The sequence below is a fragment of the Rhodobacter sp. P1_C2 genome (genome assembly GCF_056406375.1).
Window position 1 is genome coordinate 90,911 of the sequence record NZ_JBFUAG010000011.1, and the last position, 21,396, is coordinate 112,306.

At 64.0% G+C, this 21,396-nt stretch carries 23 protein-coding genes; 19 read left to right on the forward strand and 4 right to left on the reverse strand.

What is annotated here, in order from left to right; genetic code table 11:
• Positions 1-137: 137 nt before the first annotated feature.
• The 19 genes from AC1DZT_RS18510 (at position 138) to AC1DZT_RS18600 (ending at position 18,370) form a co-directional block, all read left to right on the forward strand.
• Positions 138-899 (forward strand): electron transfer flavoprotein subunit beta/FixA family protein, encoded by a 762-nt coding sequence (locus AC1DZT_RS18510; protein ID WP_478005045.1) that lies wholly within the window; start codon positions 138-140, stop codon positions 897-899.
• Positions 899-1,825 carry an electron transfer flavoprotein subunit alpha/FixB family protein gene (locus AC1DZT_RS18515; protein WP_478008127.1) on the forward strand — a complete coding sequence of 309 codons (927 nt, stop codon included), beginning with the start codon at positions 899-901 and terminating at the stop codon, positions 1,823-1,825. Before AC1DZT_RS18510 ends, AC1DZT_RS18515 begins: the two co-directional genes overlap by 1 nt.
• 117 nt (positions 1,826-1,942) lie before the next feature.
• Positions 1,943-3,043, forward strand: a complete 1,101-nt coding sequence (gene zapE, locus AC1DZT_RS18520; protein ID WP_478008128.1) for a cell division protein ZapE — start codon at positions 1,943-1,945, stop codon at positions 3,041-3,043.
• 144 nt (positions 3,044-3,187) lie between these two features.
• Positions 3,188-3,661, forward strand: coding sequence for a 50S ribosomal protein L15 (gene rplO / locus AC1DZT_RS18525; protein ID WP_478008129.1), 474 nt, complete (start codon positions 3,188-3,190; stop codon positions 3,659-3,661).
• A gap of 113 nt (positions 3,662-3,774) precedes the next feature.
• Positions 3,775-5,136, forward strand: a complete 1,362-nt coding sequence (secY, locus tag AC1DZT_RS18530; protein ID WP_478008130.1) for a preprotein translocase subunit SecY — start codon at positions 3,775-3,777, stop codon at positions 5,134-5,136.
• An 86-nt stretch (positions 5,137-5,222) separates the two neighbouring features.
• On the forward strand, positions 5,223-5,804 hold the full coding sequence (locus AC1DZT_RS18535) for an adenylate kinase (RefSeq protein WP_478008131.1): 582 nt from the start codon (positions 5,223-5,225) through the stop codon (positions 5,802-5,804).
• A gap of 164 nt (positions 5,805-5,968) precedes the next feature.
• Complete coding sequence (gene rpsM / locus AC1DZT_RS18540; protein ID WP_478008132.1) at positions 5,969-6,337, forward strand: 30S ribosomal protein S13; 369 nt, start codon at positions 5,969-5,971, stop codon at positions 6,335-6,337.
• A 15-nt stretch (positions 6,338-6,352) separates the two neighbouring features.
• Complete coding sequence (rpsK, locus tag AC1DZT_RS18545) at positions 6,353-6,754, forward strand: 30S ribosomal protein S11 (protein WP_477999267.1); 402 nt, start codon at positions 6,353-6,355, stop codon at positions 6,752-6,754.
• Between the two features lie 120 nt (positions 6,755-6,874).
• Entirely contained in the window at positions 6,875-7,891 is a 1,017-nt protein-coding gene (locus AC1DZT_RS18550) for a DNA-directed RNA polymerase subunit alpha (protein ID WP_477999268.1), read from the forward strand.
• A 134-nt stretch (positions 7,892-8,025) separates the two neighbouring features.
• Positions 8,026-8,445: a 50S ribosomal protein L17 gene (gene rplQ / locus AC1DZT_RS18555; protein ID WP_478008133.1), complete on the forward strand. Its 420-nt coding sequence runs from the start codon at positions 8,026-8,028 to the stop codon at positions 8,443-8,445.
• Positions 8,446-8,579: 134 nt separating this feature from the next.
• Entirely contained in the window at positions 8,580-9,974 is a 1,395-nt protein-coding gene (locus AC1DZT_RS18560; RefSeq protein ID WP_478008134.1) for a trypsin-like peptidase domain-containing protein, read from the forward strand.
• A 31-nt stretch (positions 9,975-10,005) separates the two neighbouring features.
• Complete coding sequence (locus AC1DZT_RS18565) at positions 10,006-11,313, forward strand: replication-associated recombination protein A (RefSeq protein WP_478008135.1); 1,308 nt, start codon at positions 10,006-10,008, stop codon at positions 11,311-11,313.
• A gap of 149 nt (positions 11,314-11,462) precedes the next feature.
• Positions 11,463-11,816 carry a fluoride efflux transporter FluC gene (locus AC1DZT_RS18570; RefSeq protein WP_478008136.1) on the forward strand — a complete coding sequence of 118 codons (354 nt, stop codon included), beginning with the start codon at positions 11,463-11,465 and terminating at the stop codon, positions 11,814-11,816.
• Positions 11,813-12,850 carry an RluA family pseudouridine synthase gene (locus AC1DZT_RS18575; protein ID WP_478008137.1) on the forward strand — a complete coding sequence of 346 codons (1,038 nt, stop codon included), beginning with the start codon at positions 11,813-11,815 and terminating at the stop codon, positions 12,848-12,850. The genes AC1DZT_RS18570 and AC1DZT_RS18575 overlap by 4 nt, the downstream gene beginning before the upstream one ends.
• Positions 12,850-13,557: an ATP12 family chaperone protein gene (locus AC1DZT_RS18580; protein ID WP_478008138.1), complete on the forward strand. Its 708-nt coding sequence runs from the start codon at positions 12,850-12,852 to the stop codon at positions 13,555-13,557. The genes AC1DZT_RS18575 and AC1DZT_RS18580 overlap by 1 nt, the downstream gene beginning before the upstream one ends.
• Positions 13,558-13,778: 221 nt before the next feature.
• Entirely contained in the window at positions 13,779-14,795 is a 1,017-nt protein-coding gene (locus AC1DZT_RS18585; protein WP_478008139.1) for an amino acid ABC transporter substrate-binding protein, read from the forward strand.
• 112 nt (positions 14,796-14,907) lie between these two features.
• Positions 14,908-16,161, forward strand: a complete 1,254-nt coding sequence (locus AC1DZT_RS18590; protein ID WP_478008140.1) for an amino acid ABC transporter permease — start codon at positions 14,908-14,910, stop codon at positions 16,159-16,161.
• Between the two features lies 1 nt (position 16,162).
• Positions 16,163-17,596: an amino acid ABC transporter permease gene (locus AC1DZT_RS18595; protein WP_478008141.1), complete on the forward strand. Its 1,434-nt coding sequence runs from the start codon at positions 16,163-16,165 to the stop codon at positions 17,594-17,596.
• Positions 17,597-17,605: 9 nt separating this feature from the next.
• Positions 17,606-18,370, forward strand: a complete 765-nt coding sequence (locus AC1DZT_RS18600) for an amino acid ABC transporter ATP-binding protein (protein WP_478008142.1) — start codon at positions 17,606-17,608, stop codon at positions 18,368-18,370.
• Positions 18,371-18,433: 63 nt separating this feature from the next.
• On the opposite strand, the gene AC1DZT_RS18605 is transcribed toward AC1DZT_RS18600, so the two are convergent.
• The 4 genes from AC1DZT_RS18605 to argB all read right to left on the reverse strand — a co-directional run bounded on the left by AC1DZT_RS18605 (position 18,434) and on the right by argB (position 21,367).
• Positions 18,434-19,123 (reverse strand): hypothetical protein, encoded by a 690-nt coding sequence (locus AC1DZT_RS18605; protein WP_478008143.1) that lies wholly within the window; start codon positions 19,121-19,123, stop codon positions 18,434-18,436.
• A gap of 197 nt (positions 19,124-19,320) precedes the next feature.
• Positions 19,321-19,830, reverse strand: a complete 510-nt coding sequence (locus AC1DZT_RS18610; protein WP_478008144.1) for a SixA phosphatase family protein — start codon at positions 19,828-19,830, stop codon at positions 19,321-19,323.
• Positions 19,827-20,471, reverse strand: a complete 645-nt coding sequence (locus AC1DZT_RS18615; RefSeq protein WP_478008145.1) for a ferredoxin — start codon at positions 20,469-20,471, stop codon at positions 19,827-19,829. The genes AC1DZT_RS18610 and AC1DZT_RS18615 overlap by 4 nt, the downstream gene beginning before the upstream one ends.
• Positions 20,468-21,367, reverse strand: a complete 900-nt coding sequence (argB, locus tag AC1DZT_RS18620; protein WP_478008146.1) for an acetylglutamate kinase — start codon at positions 21,365-21,367, stop codon at positions 20,468-20,470. Before argB ends, AC1DZT_RS18615 begins: the two co-directional genes overlap by 4 nt.
• Positions 21,368-21,396: the final 29 nt, after the last annotated feature.

Below are 21,396 nucleotides of genomic sequence, written 5' to 3' on the forward strand. Positions count from 1 at the left end.
GCGGCCCTGCGGACAATTTCGTGGCGTCCCGGCGACAAACCCTGTCGATTTTGGCCTGTTGCAGCGCAGCAAGACGGTTTAAACACCCGATCGAGAGTTTGCCGCGGCCTTTTGGCCCCCCAATGGAGATTTGCGCGATGAAGGTACTGGTGCCTGTCAAACGTGTGATCGACTACAACGTGAAGGTTCGCGTGCGTGCGGACGGGTCCGGTGTCGATCTGGCGAATGTGAAGATGTCGATGAACCCCTTCGACGAGATCGCGGTGGAAGAGGCGATCCGTCTGAAGGAGAAGGGGATTGCGACCGAGGTCATCGTCGTCTCGATCGGCGTGAAACAGGCGCAGGAGACCTTGCGGACCGCTCTCGCCATGGGCGCCGACCGCGCGATCCTGATCGAGGCCACGGCTGACGTGCAGACCGATATCGAACCCCTCGCCGTGGCGAAGCTCTTGGCGGCGGTCGTGGCGGCAGAGGCGCCGGGTCTGGTGCTTTGCGGCAAGCAAGCCATTGATAATGATATGAATGCGACCGGCCAGATGCTCTCGGCGCTTCTGGGCTGGGCGCAGGGCACCTTCATCTCGGAACTCAGCATCGCCGATGGCAAGGCCACCGTGACCCGCGAAGTGGACGGCGGGTTGCAGACCATCGCCGTCACCCTGCCGGCCGTGCTGACCGTCGATTTGCGCCTCAACGAGCCGCGCTATGCCAGCCTGCCCAACATCATGAAGGCCAAGGCCAAGCCGCTGGCGATCAAGACCCCGGCGGATTTCGGCGTCGACATCGCGCCGCGTCTGACCGTGCTGAAGACCGTCGAACCGGCGGGCCGCAAGGCCGGCGTCAAGGTCGGCTCGGTGGACGAGCTGATCGCCAAACTCAAAGACGAAGCGGGGGTGCTCTGATGGCCGTTCTTCTGATTGCCGATGTGAATGACGGCCATTTGGCGACCGATGCCGTGGCCAAGACTCTGGCGGCCGTGAGCACCCTGGGCGAGGTCCATGTGCTGGTCGCAGGCACGGGCGGCGATGCCGCGGCGGCCGAGGCGGCCACGCTGCAAGGCGTCGCCAAGGTCCTCTTCGCCGATGACCACGCCTATTGCCATGCCATGGCCGAGGCGACCGCGGCGCTGGTGGTAGGGCTTGCGGGGTCCTACAGCCATATCTGTGGGGCCTCGACGGCCGCCAACAAGAACATCCTGCCGCGCGTGGCAGCACTTCTCGACGTGATGGTGCTCTCGGATGTGACCGCCGTGATCGACGCCGAGACCTTCGAGCGCCCGATCTATGCCGGCAACGCGATGCAGACGGTGAAATCCTCGGATGCGACCAAGGTCTTCACGGTGCGCACCGCAGGCTTCACCGCCGTCGGCGCCGGCAATGCCGCCCCGGTCGAGAAGATCGGCGGCCCCGGTGCCTCGGCACTTTCGGCCTGGGTCGAGGACCGTGTGGCGACCTCCGACCGGCCCGAGCTGACCTCGGCCGGGATCGTCGTCTCGGGTGGCCGTGGCGTCGGTTCGAAGGAAAGCTTCGATCTGATCGAGAAGCTGGCCGACAAGCTGAACGGCGCCGTCGGCGCCAGCCGGGCCGCCGTGGACTCGGGCTATGCCCCGAACGACTGGCAGGTCGGCCAGACCGGCAAAGTCGTGGCGCCGAACCTCTATGTCGCGGTCGGCATCTCGGGCGCCATCCAGCACCTCGCCGGCATGAAGGACAGCAAGGTCATCGTCGCCATCAACAAGGACGACGAAGCCCCGATCTTCCAGGTTGCCGACTACGGCCTCGTCGCCGACCTCTTCACCGCCGTCCCCGAGCTGATCGAAAAGCTCTGACCTCTCCGGTAGGATGGGCAATCTGCCCATCTTCCATAAGGCGGGCCGCAAGGTCCGCCTTTTTGCTGCGCCTGCTTAGGCACTGGAAGCCTGGCCCCCGCTTTGTTAAGCAGCGCCATGCGTGAGACCCTGCCCGAAATCCTGACCCGCCGCGTCGCCGAAGGCGCCTTGAAGCCCGATGCGCAGCAGATGGCGATCGCGGAACAGCTGGAACCCCTGCGCCTGTGGCTGGAAACCCATGCCACCCGCCGCACCGGTCTGATCGCGAGCCTTTTCGCCAAGGCGCCGGTGCCGCCCAAGGGTCTGTACCTCTGGGGCGGGGTCGGGCGTGGCAAGTCGATGCTGATGGACCTCTTCACCGAGGCCACCGCGATCACCGCCAAGCGCCGGGTGCATTTCCACGCCTTCATGCAGGAGGCGCATCACGCGATCCACCTTGCCCGGCAAAAAGGGCTCGAAGACCCGCTCGCCCCCTTCGCCGCCAGCATCGTCGAGGATCTGCGCCTTCTCGCCTTTGACGAGATGCAGATCACCGACATCACCGATGCCATGCTGGTCGGGCGGCTTTTCGAAAAGCTGCTGGCGGGGGGCGTGGTCATCGTCACCACCTCCAACCGCCCGCCGGAGGATCTGTACAAGAACGGCCTCAACCGCGAGGTTTTCCTGCCTTTCATCGACCTGATGCGCGCGCGGCTGGAGGTGGTGGAGCTGGAAAGCCCCGAAGATTACCGTCAGCACCGTCTGGCCGGCGCGCAGGTCTATTTCTATCCGGCCGGCAAATCCGGCCCGGCGATCGATGCGATCTGGCGGGACATGACGGCGGGGGCGCAGATCGGCGCCCTGCATCTGATGGTCAACGGCAGGCAGGTCGAACTGCCGCGCTTTGCCAATGGCGTCGCCCGCGCCAGTTTCTGGGAGCTTTGCGCCCGCCCGCTCGGGGCTGCCGATTACCTTGCCATCGCGGGCGCGATCCGGGTGCTGATCCTCGAGGATATCCCGCAGCTTTCCGCCTCGAACTACAACGAGGCCAAGCGCTTCGTGACCCTCATCGACGCGATCTACGAGGCGCATGTCCGGCTGATCTGTTCGGCCGCCGATATCCCCGAGCGGCTTTACATCGAAGGGGCCGGGTCCTTCGAATTTGCCCGCACCGCCAGCCGCATCCGCGAGATGCAGGATGCGACCTGGGGGAGTGACAGGGCCGAAGCCCGGGGCTGAAGCCCTGCAAAGCTTGGGCTTGCGGCAAGTCCTCTGCGGCCTTATACGCCCCCGGTGGCCCTCGGGGTCACGAGAATCAACAAGAAACGCCGCGTTGCTCCTGTCCGTCGCAGGTGGGGGCCTTCCGGCATAGGAGATTGCGACATGAAACTTCATGAACTCGCCGACAACGCCGGCGCTGCCAAAAAGCAAAAGCGTGTGGCCCGTGGTCCCGGTTCGGGCAAGGGCAAGACCGCTGGCCGTGGTATCAAGGGTCAGACCTCGCGTTCGGGCGTCGCTCTGGGCGGCTACGAAGGCGGTCAGATGCCGCTGTACCGGCGCCTGCCGAAGCGTGGCTTCAACAAGCCGAACCAGAAAGAATTCGCCGTCGTCAACCTGGGCCTGATCGAGAAGTTCATCGGCCTGGGCAAGCTGGACGCCTCGCAGCCGATCACCGAAGACGTTCTGGTCGCCGCTGGCCTGACCAAGTCCAAGCATGACGGCATCCGCGTTCTGGCCAAGGGCGCCATCACCTCGAAGGTCACGCTGGTCGTGACCGGCGCTTCGGCCTCTGCTGTCGAAGCTGTGACCGCTGCGGGTGGCACCTTGACCGTTGCTGCGGCGCAAACCGCCGAATAAGGGATTGTGAGCGGTTCAAGGACCGCTTACATCTTCCGTGTTTTCCCGCGCCGCCGACCGGAGAACCCCGGATCGGCGGCGTTTTCACAGAACTGAACGGAGAAAGTCCGACCATGGCATCCGCAGCAGAGCAAATGGCGGCGAACCTGAGCTGGGGCGCATTGGGCAAGGCAACCGACCTGCGCCAACGCATCCTGTTCACGATCCTCGTGCTCATTGTCTACCGCCTTGGCACCTATATCCCGGTGCCCGGCATCGACGGGACGGCGCTGAAGAATTTCATGGACGGGCAGGGGCAGGGCCTTGGCGGCATGCTGTCGCTGTTCACCGGCGGCGCCCTGAAGCGCATGGGGATCTTTGCCCTTGGCGTCATGCCCTATATCTCGTCCTCGATCATCATCCAGCTTCTGGCCTCGATGATCCCTTCGCTGGAACAGCTGAAGAAAGAGGGCGACCAGGGCCGCAAGAAGATCAACCAGTATACCCGTTACGCCACCGTGGGCCTGGCGGCCTTCCAGGGCTGGGCCATCGCGGCCTCGATCGCGGCGGGTGGTCTGGCGCATAACCCCGACCTGTTCTTCAAGGTGGCCTGCGTGATCACCCTGGTCGGCGGCACCATGTTCCTGATGTGGCTGGGCGAGCAGATCACCGCCCGCGGCATCGGCAACGGCGTCTCGCTCATCATTTTCACCGGCATCGTGGCCGAGATCCCCGGTGCGCTGGCCCAGTTCCTGAGCCAGGGCCGTTCGGGCATCTTCCCCTGGTGGGTGATCGTCGGCGCGCTGATCCTCGTGGTGGCGGTCATCGCCTTCGTGGTCTTCATGGAGCGCGCGCTGCGCAAGATCCACATCCAGTATCCCCGCCGCCAGGTCGGCATGAAGATCTATGACGGCGGCTCCTCGCACCTGCCGATCAAGGTGAACCCGGCGGGCGTGATCCCGGCGATCTTCGCCTCCTCGCTTCTTCTGCTGCCGACGACGCTGGCGACCTTCTCGGGGGCGCAGACCAGCCCGATCATGTCGACCATTCTGGCCTTCATGGGGCCGGGCCAGCCGCTCTACCTGCTGTTCCAGGGCGCGATGATCGTCTTCTTCGCCTATTTCTACACGGCCAGCGTGTCCTTCAAGACCGATGAAGTGGCCGACAACCTGAAGAACCAGAACGGCTTCATCCCCGGTATCCGTCCCGGCAAGAAGACGCAGGACTATCTCGACTATGTGGTGAACCGCATCCTCGTGGTCGGTTCGGCCTATCTCGCGGCGGTTTGTTTCCTTCCGGAAATTTTGCGCACGCAATTTTCGATCCCCTTCTATTTTGGCGGCACTTCGGTGCTGATTGTGGTGTCGGTCACTATGGACACGATCAACCAGATCCAGTCTCATATGCTGGCACATCAATACGAAGGCTTGATTGAGCGGTCGCAGCTGCGCGGCAGGAAGCGCAGCACGACCCCCAAGGCGCCGGCCCGGCGCTGAGGCAATTCGCCACCGCGACGCCGGAATGGAAATATGCCATTCCGGCGTTGCGTTATGACGCAGACCCAAAGGGAGGGACCCGATCCATGAGCAACATCATTCTTCTTGGCCCGCCCGGTGCCGGCAAAGGCACGCAGGCAAAGCGTCTGGTGGACGAGCGGCAGATGGTGCAGCTGTCCACCGGCGACATGCTGCGCGAAGCCCGCACCTCGGGCACCGAGATGGGCAAGAAGGTGGCTGCGGTCATGGATGCGGGGCACCTGGTGACGGACGAGATCGTCATCGGCCTGATCGACGAGAAACTGGCCCAGGGTGCGGCCGGCGGCTTCATCTTCGACGGTTTCCCGCGCACCCTGAAACAGGCCGATGCCCTGGGCGAGCTTCTGGTCAAGCGCGGCCTCAAGCTCGATGCGGTCATCGAACTTGCGGTCGATGACCGTGCCCTGGTGCAGCGGATCATCCGCCGTGCCGAGGAATCCCAGGCCGCCGGTCAGCCGGTCCGCGCCGACGACAACCCGCAGGTCTTCTCGGACCGGTTGCGCGAATATTACAAGAAAACCTCGCCGCTCCTCGGCTATTACTATGCCAAGGGGCAGCTCGTCTCGGTCGACGGGATGGCCGCGATGCCCGAGGTCGCCGCCGCCATTTCGAAAGTTCTTGACAAGTGACGAAATGGGCCTTGCGGCCCTTGACGCCTGTCTGAAAAGCCCATATTGCACGGCGTCCCGCTGCGGAATCACTTCGCGGCGGGCTATCGTTTCTGAGGCCCTGCGCCTCGGGTTGTGAAAAAAGGTTCTGGCAAGACGGAACCGCAACGAAAAGGAAATCACGCGTGGCACGTATTGCTGGCGTTAACATCCCCACCCAGAAGCGGGTTCCGATCTCGCTCCAGTACATCGCCGGCATTGGCGCCCATAATGCCGAGCTGATCTGCGAAGCCCTGAAGATCGACCGCGCCCGCCGCGTCAACCAACTGACCGACGCCGAAGTGCTCGCGATCCGCGAATACATCGACGCCAACTTCACGGTGGAAGGCGACCTGCGCCGCGAAGTCTCGATGAACATCAAGCGCCTCATGGACCTGGGCTGCTATCGTGGCCTGCGTCACCGCAAGGGCCTGCCGGTTCGTGGCCAGCGCACGCACACCAATGCGCGCACCCGCAAGGGCCCGGCCAAGCCGATCGCCGGCAAGAAGAAATAAGAGGGGCGCACAGATATGGCACGCGATACCACCAAGGCTTCGGCCCGTACCAAGAAGAAAGAGCGCAAGAACATCGCCGCTGGCGTTGCTCACGTGAACTCGTCCTTCAACAACACCAAGATCCTGATCTCCGACGTGCAGGGCAACGCGATCTCCTGGTCGTCCGCCGGCACGATGGGCTTCAAGGGTTCGCGCAAGTCGACCCCCTATGCCGCCCAGATGGCTGCAGAGGATGCCGGCAAGAAGGCGCAAGAGCATGGCGTGAAAACGCTGGAAGTCGAAGTTCAGGGCCCGGGTTCGGGTCGTGAATCGGCGCTGCGCGCTCTGGCCGCCGTCGGCTTCAACATCACGTCGATCCGCGACGTGACACCGCTGGCCCACAACGGCTGCCGTCCGCCGAAGCGCCGCCGCGTCTAAGCTATTCACCATAAAGTCGGGCCGTGCCTTCGCGCGCGGCCCGATTTCGTCGTTTCAAAGATCCTCGGGCGTCGTCTGCCGATCGGACCATGGGCAGAGGGCAAGTATGGAGGCGAAAGCATGATCCACAAGAACTGGCTGGAACTGATCAAACCGCAACAGCTGGCTGTCAAAGCCGGCCCGGATGCGCAGCGGACCGCGACCCTCGTCGCCGAACCGCTGGAGCGGGGCTTCGGCCTGACGCTCGGCAACGCGCTGCGTCGCGTGCTGCTCGGCTCGCTGCAAGGCGCGGCCATCACCTCGGTGCAGATCGACAATGTCCTGCACGAATTCTCCAGCGTTGCTGGCGTGCGCGAAGATGTCACCGACATCGTGCTGAACCTCAAGGGCGTGCGCCTGAAGATGGATGTCGAGGGCCCGAAGCGCCTGTCGATTTCCGCCAAGGGCCCGGGCGTCGTCACCGCCGGTGACATCTCGGAAACCTCGGGGATCGAGATCCTGAACCGCGAACATGTGATCTGCCACCTTGACGATGGCGCCGACGTGTTCATGGAACTGACCGTCAACACCGGCAAGGGCTATGTCGCTGCCGACAAGAACCGTCCGGAAGATGCGCCGATTGGCCTCATTCCGATCGACGCGATCTTCTCGCCGGTCAAGAAGGTCTCCTACGAAGTGCAGCCGACCCGTGAGGGCCAGGTGCTGGACTATGACAAGCTGACGCTGAAGGTCGAAACCGACGGCTCGCTGACCCCGGATGACGCCGTGGCCTACGCTGCGCGCATCCTTCAGGACCAACTGGCCGTCTTCGTCAACTTCGAAGAGCCGGAATCGGCCGGCAAGGGCGTCGAGGATGCGGGTCTGGAATTCAACCCGCTCCTCCTGAAGAAAGTCGATGAGCTGGAACTGTCGGTCCGTTCGGCCAACTGCCTGAAGAACGACAACATCGTCTATATCGGCGATCTGATCCAGAAGACCGAAGCCGAGATGCTGCGCACCCCGAACTTCGGCCGCAAGTCCTTGAACGAAATCAAGGAAGTACTGTCGGGCATGGGCCTGCACCTGGGCATGGAAGTCGAAGACTGGCCGCCGGAAAACATCGAAGACCTGGCCAAGCGCTTCGAAGACCAATTCTGATCATGGGGCGGGGGAAACCCCGCCTTGCGAAAATGCCCGCCCGTGCGGGGAATGACTGGGCGAAAGCCCCAAGGAGAGCGGGACCAAACTGAGGTCCCGCCAGACAAAGCAAAACAAGGTTTTAGGAGAATACCATGAACCACGGCTCCGGCTACCGCCGCCTTAACCGCACCCACGAACACCGCAAGGCGATGTTCGCGAACATGTGCGGCTCGCTCATCGAGCATGAGCAGATCAAGACCACCCTGCCCAAGGCCAAGGAACTGCGCCCGATCATCGAAAAGCTGATCACGCTGGCCAAGCGCGGCGATCTGCACGCCCGTCGTCAGGCGGCTGCGCAGCTCAAGCAAGACCAGTATGTCGAGCGTCTCTTCGCGATCCTCGGGCCGCGCTACAAGGAACGTCAGGGCGGTTACGTCCGGGTTCTGAAGGCCGGTTTCCGTTATGGCGACATGGCCCCGATGGCGATCATCGAATTCGTTGACCGCGATCCCTCGGCCAAGGGCGCTGCCGACAAGGCCCGCGTTGCCGCCGAAGACAACTACGAATCCTGATTTGCCCTGACCGGCATATCTTCCTGGCCCGCACCGCAAGGTTGCGGGCCTTTTCGTTTCAAGTGCTTGTGATAAGGCCCCGCTTCCGCGAGCCGCGCTGCCATGCCACATCTGGCCAAAAGCCGGAGGTCCAGATGCCGCGTCCCCTTGCCCCGATCCTTGCCCCGATCCTTGCTCTAGCCCTGTTCTGCGGCCTTCCCACCGTGGCTGAGGTGCCGCAGAGCCAGCCGCAGATCACCCTCTCCTTCGCGCCGGTGGTCAAGGCCACGGCGCCATCGGTGGTCAATATCTTTACCACCAAGATCACTCAGGCCCGGCGCAGCCCCTTCGCCAGCGACCCTTTCTTTGACCAGTTCTTCAAGGATTTCGGCGATTCCACCCCGCAGGAGCAGAACGCCCTCGGTTCCGGCGTGATCGTGGGCGCCGATGGCATCGTGGTGTCGAACAACCATGTGATCGATGGCGCGGACGAGATCCGCGTCGTGCTGAACGACCGGCGCGAATATGCCGCCAAGGTGCTGCTGGCCGATGCAGATGCCGATCTGGCCGTCTTGCAGCTGCAAGGCGCGCATGATCTGCCTGCGTTGCGGTTCGATGACAGCGACGCGGTGGAGGTGGGCGATCTGGTGCTCGCCATCGGCAATCCCTTCGGCGTCGGGCAGACGGTGTCCTCGGGCATCGTCTCGGGTCTCGCGCGGTCGGCGCTGAAGGTGGGCAATGGCAAGGGCTATTTCGTGCAGACCGATGCGCCGATCAATCCCGGCAACTCCGGCGGGGCGCTGGTCGACATGAAGGGCGGGCTGATCGGCATCAACACGGCGATCGTCACCCAAAGTGGCGGTTCGAACGGCATCGGCTTTGCCATTCCCGCCAACCTCGCCGCCGCCGTCGTCCGCCAGGCCGAGGCCGGGGCCACCCGCTTCACCCGGCCCTGGGCGGGCCTTGCCGCGCAAGAGGTGGATGCCGCCGCCGCCGAGGCGCTGAAACTGCCGCTGCCCGAGGGCATCCTGATCGCCGACCTGGCCCCGAACAGCCCCTTTGCCAAAGCCGGGCTGGCGTCGGGCGACGTGCTGCTGACCCTGGCCGGTGCGCCGGTCAACACGCCGCAAGAGCTGGTCTACCGCCTCGCCATCCTCGGGGCAGGGGCCAGGGTGCCCTTCACCTTCGACCATCAGGGCGATACGCAAACCGCCAGCGTCACCCTGATCGCCCCGCCCGAGGACCCGCCGCGCGAGGCGCTGACGATCAAGGAGGATATCATCCTGCGCGGCGCCGCCCTGTCGCGGATCAACCCCGCCGTGGGTTCCGAAATGGGCCTGCCCCCTGATGCCGAGGGCGTCGTGGTGACCGGAGCCGAGGATTACGCCGCCCAGATCGGCCTGCAGACCGGCGACATCATCCTGCGCATCAACGGCACCGCCGTCACCACCCCCGCCGCCGTGCAAGAGGCCGCCCGCGCCCAGGTCCGGCTCTGGCAGATCGACATCCTGCGCGCCGGCCAGAAGATGCGCCTGCGTTTCCGGCTCTAGAACTCGGCGGCGCGGGGGCGTAGCTTGGTGCATGGCTGATCTTTTCGACTCCCCCTCCACCGCCCCCGAGGCGCCGCGCCCCCTGGCCGACCGCCTGCGCCCGCGCAATCTGTCCGAGGTCATCGGCCAGTCGCATGTCCTGTCACCGGATGGCCCGCTCGGTTCGATGCTGGCGGCCAAGAGCCTGTCTTCGCTGATCCTCTGGGGCCCGCCCGGCGTCGGCAAGACCACGATCGCCCGCCTGCTGGCGCAGGAGACCGACCTGCATTTCGTCCAGATCTCGGCCATTTTCACCGGCGTCCCCGACCTGCGCAAAGTCTTCGAGACCGCCAAGATCCGCCGCCAGAACGGGCAGGGGACGCTGCTGTTCGTCGACGAAATCCACCGCTTCAACAAGGCGCAGCAGGACGGCTTCCTGCCCTATATGGAGGATGGCACCATCCTCCTCGTGGGCGCGACCACTGAAAACCCCAGTTTCGAGCTGAACGCCGCCGTCCTGTCGCGCGCCCAGGTCATCGTGCTGGAACGTCTGACTCAAAGCGACCTCGAACGCCTCGCCCAAAGGGCCGAGAAAGAGCTGAACCGCGCCCTGCCGCTGGACGGTGCCGCGCGCGAGCAATTGATCGAGATGGCCGATGGCGATGGCCGCACGCTTCTGAACCTGATTGAGCAGATCATGGCCTGGCGCGTCGATCGGCCCCTGACGACAGATCAACTCTCCACCCGCCTGATGCGCCGCGCCTCGAAATACGACAAGTCGGGCGAGGAGCATTACAACCTGATCTCCGCCCTGCACAAATCGGTGCGCGGATCGGACCCCGATGCCGCGCTTTACTGGTTCGCCCGGATGCTGGAGGGCGGCGAAGACCCGCGCTTTCTCGCGCGTCGCATCACCCGGATGGCGGTGGAGGATATCGGCCTCGCCGATCCGCAGGCGCAAGAGATCTGCCTCGCCTCCTGGGCCACCTACGAACGTCTCGGCTCGCCCGAGGGAGAGCTGGCCCTGGCCCAGGCGCTGGTCTATCTGGCGCTCGCCCCCAAATCCAATGGCGTCTACACGGCTTACAAGGCCGCAAGGGTCGCCGCGCGCGAGACGGGGTCGCTGCCGCCGCCGATCCACATCCGCAATGCGCCGACCAAGCTGATGAAGGAACTGGGGTATGGCGCGGCCTATGCCTATGACCACGATCAGGAAGATGCCTTCTCGGGCCAGAACTATTTCCCGGATGGCATGAAGCGCCCGGTCTATTACACCCCGCCCGAACGCGGCTTCGAGCGCGAGTTGAACAAGCGGATCGACTATTTCGCCAAGTTGCGCGCAAAGCGTCAGGCCGACTGAATATCTCCGAAAATCACGATTTCGAGTCTTCTGCGAAGACTCGTCGTCAGTCAGAATTTTCGCAGAAAATTCGCACCCATGTTTCTTCGCAGAAGAAACGAATCGCAGCAAAGGTTGACAATTCCGCGCCCCGCGCCCAAGGAAACCGGATGATCTGGACCCTGACTCAAGTCGCCATTGGCGGCGCGCTCGGCTCTGTGCTGCGCTATCTCACCGTTTACGCGGCCGGGGCGCCCTTGGGCACCTTTGTCGTCAATATCCTCGGCAGTTTCGTGATGGGCGTGCTTTATGTCTTTCTCTTTCAGCGCACCCATCTGTCGCCGCTTCTGATGACCGGGGTCCTAGGCGGCTTCACCACCTTTTCGGCCTTCGCGCTGGATTCTCTGAAACTCTACCAATCGGGTCAGCCCGGCGCGGCCCTGGCCTATGTCGCGGCCTCGGTCCTCCTCTCTCTCCTTGCCGTAGCCTTGGGCGCGGCCCTCACCGAAAGGGTCCTCGCATGAGCGCCGTTCAACTGATCACCGTGACCGAGGACGAGGGCGAACAGCGCCTCGACCGCTGGCTGAAACGCAAATTCCCGCAAGTGACCCAGGGCGCCATCGAGAAGATGTGCCGCACCGGCCAGCTGCGCGTCGATTCCGGCCGGGTCAAGGCCTCGGACCGCATCCTGCCGGGCCAGACCGTCCGCGTGCCACCCTTGCCCGATGCGGCGGCCCCCGCCTATGAGCCCGATGGCAAGATCTCGGCCGCCGATACCAAGATGATCCAGAACGCGGTCCTGTGGAAGGATGATCACATGATCATCCTCAACAAGCCAGCCGGCCTCGCCAGCCAAGGCGGTTCGGGCATGGGCGAGCGTCATGTCGATGGCCTGGCCGAGGCCCTGAAGTTTGGCTACAAGGACAAGCCCAAGCTGGTCCACCGGCTTGATAAAGACACCTCCGGCCTTTTGATGCTGGCCCGCACCGATCGTGTCGCCCGCCGCTTGTCGGAAGCGCTCCGCCACCGCAACACCCGCAAGATCTATTGGGCGCTCGTCGCCGGTGTGCCTAACCCGAAACAGGGTTCGATCAAATACGGGCTGATGAAAGCCCCGGGCGGGCGCGGCGAGGGCGAGAAGATGCTCTGCGTCCACCCCGCCAAGATGGCCGATTTCCCCGATGCCAAGCGCGCCCAGACCGACTTCTTCACCCTCTGGTTCCTCAGCACCCGCATGTCCTGGATGGCGCTGGAGCCGGTCACCGGCCGCACCCACCAGCTGCGCGCCCATATGGCCGAGATCGGCCACCCGATTGCCGGCGATGGCAAATACGGCGGCTCGGCGGCGGAAAACATGGGCGATGGCTGGGGTGCCGGGATCGGCGGCGATGTGAGCCGCAAGCTGCACCTCCATGCCCGCCAGCTGACCGTCGAACACCCGGTGACGGGCGAGATCATGACCTTCGTCGCCCCCTTGCCCGACCATATGGCCAAGACCTGGAAGATGCTCGACTGGAACGAAAACGACGTTCCCGCCGATCCCTTCGGAGGCAAGTGATGTCACAGTGGAAGCCGAAACGCTTCTGGAAGGCCGCCCAGGTCGCGCCGGTCGAGGGCGGCTTTGCCGTGCTTCTGGACGCGCGCCCGGTCAAGACCCCGGCCAAGGCCAGCCTGATCCTGCCGACCGAGGGTCTGGCAGCCCTGATCGCCGCCGAATGGGACGCGCAGCAGGGCCTCGTCGATCCCGAAACCATGCCGGCGACCCGGATGGCCAATTCCGCCATCGACAAGGTGATCCCGCAGTATGAGGAGGTGGCGGGCCTTCTCGCCGCCTATGGCGAGACCGATCACCTCTGCTACCGCGCCGAACGCCCCGCGGCCCTGATCGCCCGGCAGGAAGCGGCCTGGGACCCCTTGCTGGATTGGGCCGCCTCTGCGCTTCAGGCGCCGCTGATCGCCACCAGGGGCGTCGTGCATGTCCAGCAACCCCCCGAAAGCCTCGCGCGGCTGCATCAGGCGGTGCTGGAGCTTGGTCATTTCCGGATGGCGGCGCTGCATGACCTGATCTCGATCTCCGGCTCGCTGGTTCTGGCCTTCGCCGTGGCGCGGGGCCGTCTTTCGGCCGACGAGGCCTGGCAGCTGTCACGAATCGATGAGAGCTTTCAGATCGAACAATGGGGCGAGGATGAGGAGGCGGCAGAGATTGCCCGCCTCAAGCATCAGGCCTTCGTCGAGGCGGCCCGTTTCTACGCGCTCTGCGCGTAAGACAATTTCAACCTGTCTGCCCGAATGCTGCACAAGTTGCGGGCACATGGCGTTTTTTGAACCAAAATCACCCTTTCCAACCGCTTTGGGCTTAAACACTTGACCTATTAAAGGGCAATGTCCGATGATGAACGACACTGGTGGTTCGCTCCATCGGGTTCTGCCCACAAGGCAGGCAACGATAATCATCCCCCTAACGGGGATTTCAGGGAGAACGATGTATGAAGAAAACCGTATTTTTCAGCACTCTGGCAGCTGGTGCCATGCTGGCGGGCTTCGCCGCGGCAGGCACGCTGGATGATGTGAAGGCGCGTGGCGTGCTGAACTGCGGCTCGAACACCGGTCTGACCGGATTCGGCGCACCGGACGCCAATGGCGCTTATCAGGGCTTTGACGTGGACCTGTGCAAGTCGATCGCCGCTGCGGTTCTGGGCGATCAGTCCAAAGTGAAATACGTCCCCACCACCGGTGAGACCCGCTTCACGGCGCTGGCCTCGGGCGAAGTCGACGTTCTGGTCCGCAACTCGACCTGGACCTTCTCGCGCGACACCGACCTCAAGTTCGATTTCCCGGCCGTGAACTACTATGACGGCCAGGGCTTCATGGTGAAGAAAGAGCTGGGCGTCTCCTCGGCCAAGGAACTCGACGGGGCGACGATCTGCATTCAGACCGGCACCACGACCGAGCTGAACCTGTCGGACTTCTTCAAGGCCAACAACATCAAGTACACGCCCGTCACCATCGCGGATGACAGCGAAGGTCAGCGCCAGTTCCTCGCCGGGGCTTGCGACGCCTATACCACCGACGCGTCTGGCCTGGCCGCCACCCGTGCGACCCTGCCGAACCCGGATGACTATGTGATCCTGCCGGAAATCATCTCGAAAGAGCCGCTCGGCCCGGTCGTTCGCCACGGCGACAACAACTGGGGCGACATCGTCCGCTGGACCTTCTTCGCGCTGCTGGTCGCCGAAGAAAAAGGCATCACCAAAGCCAATATCGAAGAAGTCGCCACCTCGACCCAGGACCCGGAGATCAAGCGTCTCCTCGGCATGGAAGGCGACATGGGCAAGATGCTCGGCCTCGACAACGAATGGGCCAAGCGCGCCATTGCCGCCAACGGCAACTATGGCGAAATCTTCGAGGCCAACATCGGCATGTCGACCCCGATCAAGCTGGCTCGTGGCCTGAACGCGCTGTGGACCCAAGGCGGCCTGCAATACGCGCCGCCCTTCCGCTAGGACTCTGATGGGCGCGCCGCAAGGCGCGCCCGTTTCTAATTGACGCCTGCCGCACCCGGCCTTGTCGGGCGCATAACCGGAAAACCGGACCCAAGGCGCACAGGGGGAAAATATGACACTGGCGAACGACATGCCGAAACCCGGGTTTCGGCTGGGGATGCTTATCTACGACACAAGGTATCGCGCCATCACCATCCAGGTGATCGTGCTGATCCTGGCACTGCTTTTCACCGCCTGGCTGGTCGAGAACGTGCGCTCCAACCTCGCCCTGAAGGGCAAGGACATCGATTTCAGCTTTCTGTTCCGGCGTGCCGGCTATGACATCGACCAGCAGCTGATCCCTTACAACAGCGACATGACGCATGGCCGCGCCGCGATCATCGGCCTCTTGAACACGCTGCTGGTGGCGGGTCTGGGCTGCGTGCTGTCGACCCTGCTGGGCGTCATCCTCGGCGTGCTGCGCCTGTCGAAGAACTGGATCGTCTCGCGCCTCGTGGCACTTTATGTCGAGCTGTTCCGCAACGTGCCGCTGCTCTTGTGGATCATCCTCGTCTATGTGGTGCTCTCCGAGACGCGGCCGCAGCCGAAGGATTTCAAGGTCGTCGATGGCGTGTCCAAGGCGAGCATGAACCTGTGGGATTCGGTGGCCATCACCAACCGCAGCATGAACATTCCGGCGCCCCTGCTGGATCACCCGCTGCCGTCGCTGGGCTGGTTGCCGATCAGCACCTCGGGTCTGGCGGTCATCCTGGTGATCATCGGCTCGATCCTCGTCAACCGTGCCATCCTGCGCCGCGCCAAGGTCGTGCAAGAGGCGACCGGCATCCGCCCGACCACCTGGTGGCAAAGCCTCGCCGTGCTGTTCGTGCCGGTGCTCGCCCTTCTGGTCGGCATGGGCTTCCACCTGGAATATCCGGTGATGGCGGGCTTCAACTTCAAGGGCGGCCTCAGCATCGCGCATTCCTTCACCGCGCTGACCATCGCCCTGTCGCTTTACTATGCCGCCATCACGGCCGAGATCGTCCGCTCCGGCATCCAGGCCGTCAGCCGCGGCCAGTCGGAGGCGTCTTACGCCCTTGGCCTGCGTCCGGGCCGCACGATGAACCTGGTGATCCTGCCGCAGGCCCTGCGCATCATCATCCCGCCGATGATCTCGCAATGGCTGTCCTTGACCAAGGACACCTCGCTTGGCATCGCGGTCAGCTATCTTGACCTGCGCGGCACGCTGGGCGGCATCACGCTGAACCAGACGGGGCGCGAGCTGGAGTGCATGCTCCTGATGATGCTCATCTATCTGATCATCAGCCTGATCATCTCGTCGCTGGCGAACTTCTACAACGCCTCCGTCAAACTGAAGGAGCGCTGAGATGCAATATGTCCGTACTCAGATGCTGCCGCCGCAAGCGCCTCCGGGCAAGGAAAGCGGTGCCGTGAAATGGGTCCGCGAGAACCTGTTCTCCAGCTGGCTCAACGCGATCCTGACCATCCTGGCAATAGCCACGGTCTATTACCTTGCGATGCTGTCGCTGCCCTGGCTGCTCCACGGTGTCTGGAACGCCAAGTCGCTGGGCGAATGCCGCAGCATCATCTGGGATGCCTATGGCAAGGAGGCGATCGGCGCCTGCTGGGCGGTGATCCATGAGCGCTGGTACCAATGGGTCTATGGCTTCTACCCGCCCGAGATCTACTGGCGGCCGATCTTCACCTTCGGCCTGATGTTCATCGCGATGACGCCGATCCTTTACGGCGACAACCCGCGCAGCGCGACCAAGCTGGTCGGCGTGACCGTGATCCTGACGGTGATCGGTCTGGCGCTGGCGCAGGGGCCGATCTGGCTGTTCGTCGTGCTGACCGTGCTTCTGGCGCTGTGTTTCGAGCTGGCCTCGATCGCGCCGAGCCGGCTTTTGCCGATCACGCTGCTTTACCCCTTTGCCACGGTCTTCCTGTTGTGGGGCGGTTCGGTCTGGGGACCGGCGATGGCCATGCTGGGCTTCGTGATCCTGGCCCTGGTCTACCGCCTGTTCAGTCCGCGCTTCGGCGTGGTGGTGGGCACCTCGATCGGCGCGGTGGTGGCGGTGATCTGGTGGGTGGCGCTGCAGTCCTATGTCTCGGGCTGGCTGCAATCGCTCTTCCCGCTGGCGATCGAGAAGGTCGTCTCCGACCAGTTCGGCGGCTTCCTTCTGGCCTTTGTGATCGGGGTCTCCTCGATCTCGATCTCGCTGCCCATCGGTATCCTGCTGGCCCTGGGGCGGCAGTCGAACATGTTCCTGATCAAGACCCTGTCGGTCGGCTTCATCGAATTCGTCCGCGGCGTGCCCTTGATCACCATGCTCTTCACCGCCTCGCTGTTGCTGCAATACTTCCTGCCGCCGCAGACCCAGTTCGACCTGATCCTGCGCGTGATCATCCTCGTCACCCTGTTCTCGGCCGCCTATAACGCCGAGGTGGTGCGCGGCGGTCTCGCCTCGCTGCCCAAGGGCCAGTACGAGGCGGCCGACGCGCTCGGCCTCGACTACTGGCAGGCACAGCGGCTGATCATCATGCCGCAGGCGCTCAAGGTCTCGATCCCGGGCATCGTGTCCACCTTCATCGGCCTCTTCAAGGACACCACCCTCGTGTCCTTCGTCGGCCTGCAGGACCCGCTGCGCGGCATCACCGCGATCGTGCGTGCCGACATTGCCTGGAAGGGCGTCTACTGGGAGCCCTACATCTTCGTCGGCGCGATCTTCTTCGTCACCTGCTATGGCATGTCCCGTTATTCCATGTATCTCGAGCGCAAGCTCAAGACCGACCACCGATAGGAGCCCGCGATGGCCAATCCTGCTATGAAAATCTCCGACGAAGTGGCCGTGCAGATCACGGGCATGAACAAGTGGTACGGCACCTTCCATGTGCTGCGCGACATCAACATGACCGTGCAGCGCGGCGAGCGGATCGTGATCTGCGGCCCGTCCGGTTCGGGCAAATCCACCCTGATCCGCTGCATCAACCGGCTGGAGGAACACCAGCAGGGCGATATCATCGTTGATGGCACCGAGCTGACCTCGGACCTCAAGAACATCGACAAGATCCGCTCGGAAGTCGGCATGGTGTTCCAGCACTTCAACCTCTTCCCGCACCTGACGATCCTCGAGAACCTGACCCTCGCCCCGATCTGGGTCCGCAAGATCCCGAAGAAAGAGGCGGAAGAGACCGCGATGTACTTCCTCGGCAAGGTTAAGATCCCCGAGCAGGCGCATAAATACCCCGGCATGCTGTCGGGCGGCCAACAGCAGCGCGTGGCGATCGCCCGCAGCCTCTGCATGAAGCCGCGGATCATGCTGTTCGACGAGCCGACCTCGGCCCTAGACCCGGAAATGATCAAGGAAGTGCTCGATACCATGATCGAGTTGGCACAAGAGGGCATGACGATGCTCTGCGTGACCCACGAGATGGGCTTTGCCCAGGCCGTGGCGAACCGGGTGATCTTCATGGACCAGGGCCAGATCGTCGAACAGAACGAGCCGAAGGAGTTCTTCAACAACCCAAAATCAGACCGGACCAAGCTGTTCCTCAGCCAGATCCTCGGCCACTGACATCACAGGTTGGGCGCGCCGCGGGTGCGCCCAACCGTCTTTCGTGGGCAGACCAGCGCAATCTCAAAACGCATGCCTGAGGCCGAAGGTGACCGAGAACTTGTCGTTCTTGTAGCCGTCGCCCGCATCCTTCCAGCTTTTCCCGATATTGAAATAGGCAGCCGTGCCGCCATCCAGCGCATAGGTCAGACCGGTGGCGATCTTCGGGGTCTTCCAGTCGCCGCGGAAGGCGTCGCGGTAGCGCAGGTTGACCACGTTCCACGTCAGCCGGGGCGAGATCCGGTAATCCGCCGCCAGCCCCAGCGCGTAATAGGCAGCCGGGGCTTTGCCATCGTCGGGGTCGACTTTGGGCTCATCCCCGAAGGCGTAGCCCAGGGTCACCGAGGGCATCAGCGACCAGTCTTTGCTTAGCTTGACCTTGTAGGAGGTGCTCACCTCCACCAGGTTGCCGGTCGAAGAGGGGCTTTTTGCATTGGCCTCGCGCGTGATCAGGTACCCCGAAGCGCTGAGAGTCACCCCATTCGGCAGGGTCCGCGACAGGGTGAGCCTCGACACCGTGGTCGCCTGATCGGCGCGACCAAAGGCGCCGGGGATGCTGGAGGCATAGAACTCCGGCGTGACGTCGAAGCTGAGGGTCACGCCCGGCAAGTTGGTCACCGCCTGCACAGTGTCACGCGGCCCATCGGCCTGTGCGGACCCGGCCGAAAACGCCAGAACGGCGCCCAAAGCACCGCCCACTACAGATGTACGCATCACCACGAAGCTCCGTTCTTGCCGATCCTTCGAACCCGGAATCGTGCAGAAGCTGGTGGCAAAGGTCAAAACAGCGGTCGTGAGATCGCGTAAGTCATCGAGACTTCACAGCGGAAGGGCAAGGCCAGCCCGCTACGTCCTGCCTTCCAGGACCGGGTCAGCTGGCACGGTCGGCAGGACGCGCAGAATGGGCCCGATCAGGAATTGGCGAGGATCTCGCTTGGCACGACGAAATCGACCGTGGCGCCCTGGCCAAAGCCGACCTCGGCCCAGGTCTCGGCGTTGAAGTCGCAGACGAGGGTGGCGCCGGTCGGATAGCGGTTGAAATCCTCGTGCAGCGGCGGGCGGGCGGCGAGGCGGGCGGCGAATTCGGCAATGCCCGGATTGTGGCCGATCATCATCACGCAGTCCGAGGTCGCATGGCGCAGCACCGCCAGCATCACGTCCGGTCCGGCATGATAGAGCGCCGGCTTCAGGTGCAGGATCGGCGTGCCGGGCAGGGCAGGGGCGATCCCTGACCAGGTCTTCCGGGTGCGCGCCGCATCCGAGCAGAGCACTTCGCCCGGCACATAGCCGCGCGAGGCGAGCCAGGTGCCAAGCTCGGCCGCCGCCGCCTTGCCGCGTTCGTTGAGGGGCCGGTCGTGGTCCGGGGTGGCCGGATCATCCCAGCTGGATTTCGCATGCCGCGTGAGAATTAGGCGCTTCATCTGTGGAACTGCCTCATATGATAGGCGGATTGAGCCCCCATCCTTGCATAGCCGGCGCCCGCAGGGCAAGCGCGGCGCACGAGGCAGCCGCCATTCAGACATTCCGCCCCCTCGGGCCGATCCAGATGGGCGTGGCAGCGCGGCACGTCATAGCCCGCGCCTGTGAGGGCCGAGGCCGGGCAGGCCTGCAGGCAGGGGGCCGGGCAGCTGTCGCAGGGGCGCGACGCGGGCTCTGGCAGGTCAATCGTCTCGCGCAGCGCCAGGGCGCCCCGGAAGCTGACCATCAGGCCCTGGGTGGCATGGACCAGCAGCCGCACCGGACTGTCCCAGACCCTGCCAGAGCGCAGCGCCCATTGGTAGAAAGGCTGATAGGGCGGCCCGCCGAAGGGAAACAGGGCCTTGGCGCCCAGATCGCAGGCCAGGCGGCCAATCACCCGCCGCGACCAGCGGTCCACCGGGTCCGACCCGCCCCATTCCGGCTGCGCCTGCAGATGCGGCCAGAAGCCCGGCTCTCCCGGCCCCAGAAGCAGCAGACTGCGCGTGCCCTTGGGGAAGCCCTCCTCCCCCTCGGCCACGGCAAAACCGCCCAGAATCTCCAGACAATGCGGCTCAAGCAGGGCCTGAACCGCGGCGAGGCTCACCGGCGCACACGCGGCTTCACCCGCGGTTCGGTGGAGCGGATCTGGCTGCCGGCGCCGTGGTCGGTGAAAAGCTCGACGATCGAGGCATTGGGCAGACGCCCGTCGAGGATCGTCACCGCGCGCACGCCCTGTTCCAGGGCCATCAGGGCGGTTTCGGTCTTGGGGATCATGCCGCCGGCAATGGTGCCATCGGCGATCATCGCGCGGATCTCGTCCGGGGTGATCTGGGTCATCACCACGCCCTCGGCATTCTTGACCCCGGCCACATCGGTCAAGAGCAGCAGGCGGTCCGCCTGCAAGGCCCCGGCAATCGCCCCGGCCGCGGTGTCGCCATTGACGTTGAAGGTCTCGTTATCCGCCATGCCCGTGGCGACCGGCGCCACCACCGGGATGATCCCGGCGTTATAAAGATCGCGCAGCACCTGCACATTCATCTCGACCGGGCGGCCGACATAGCCGAGTTCCGGGTCATCGGCGACACAGACCATCAGGTCGTCGTCCTTGCCGGAAATCCCCACGGCCCGCCCGCCGGCATCCATGATCGCCTGCACGATCCGCTTGTTGACGAGGCCGGAGAGGATCATCTCCACCACCTGCACCGTGGCCTTGTCGGTCACCCGCTTGCCGCGCACGAATTCCGATTTGATGCCGAGCTTGGTCAGCATCTCGTTGATCATCGGCCCGCCGCCATGGACGACCACCGGGTTCACGCCGACTTGCTTCATCAAGACGATGTCGCGGGCAAATTCCGCCATGGCGGCATCATCTCCCATCGCGTTGCCGCCGAATTTCACCACCACCACGGCGCCGGAAAAGCGCAGAAGGTGGGGCAGGGTCTCGGACAGCATCTTGGCGGTGGTCTGGGCGTTTTCGCGGCTCACGGTCTGGGTCTGCATTTTGAAACTCCGGGGTTTCTTCCCCATTA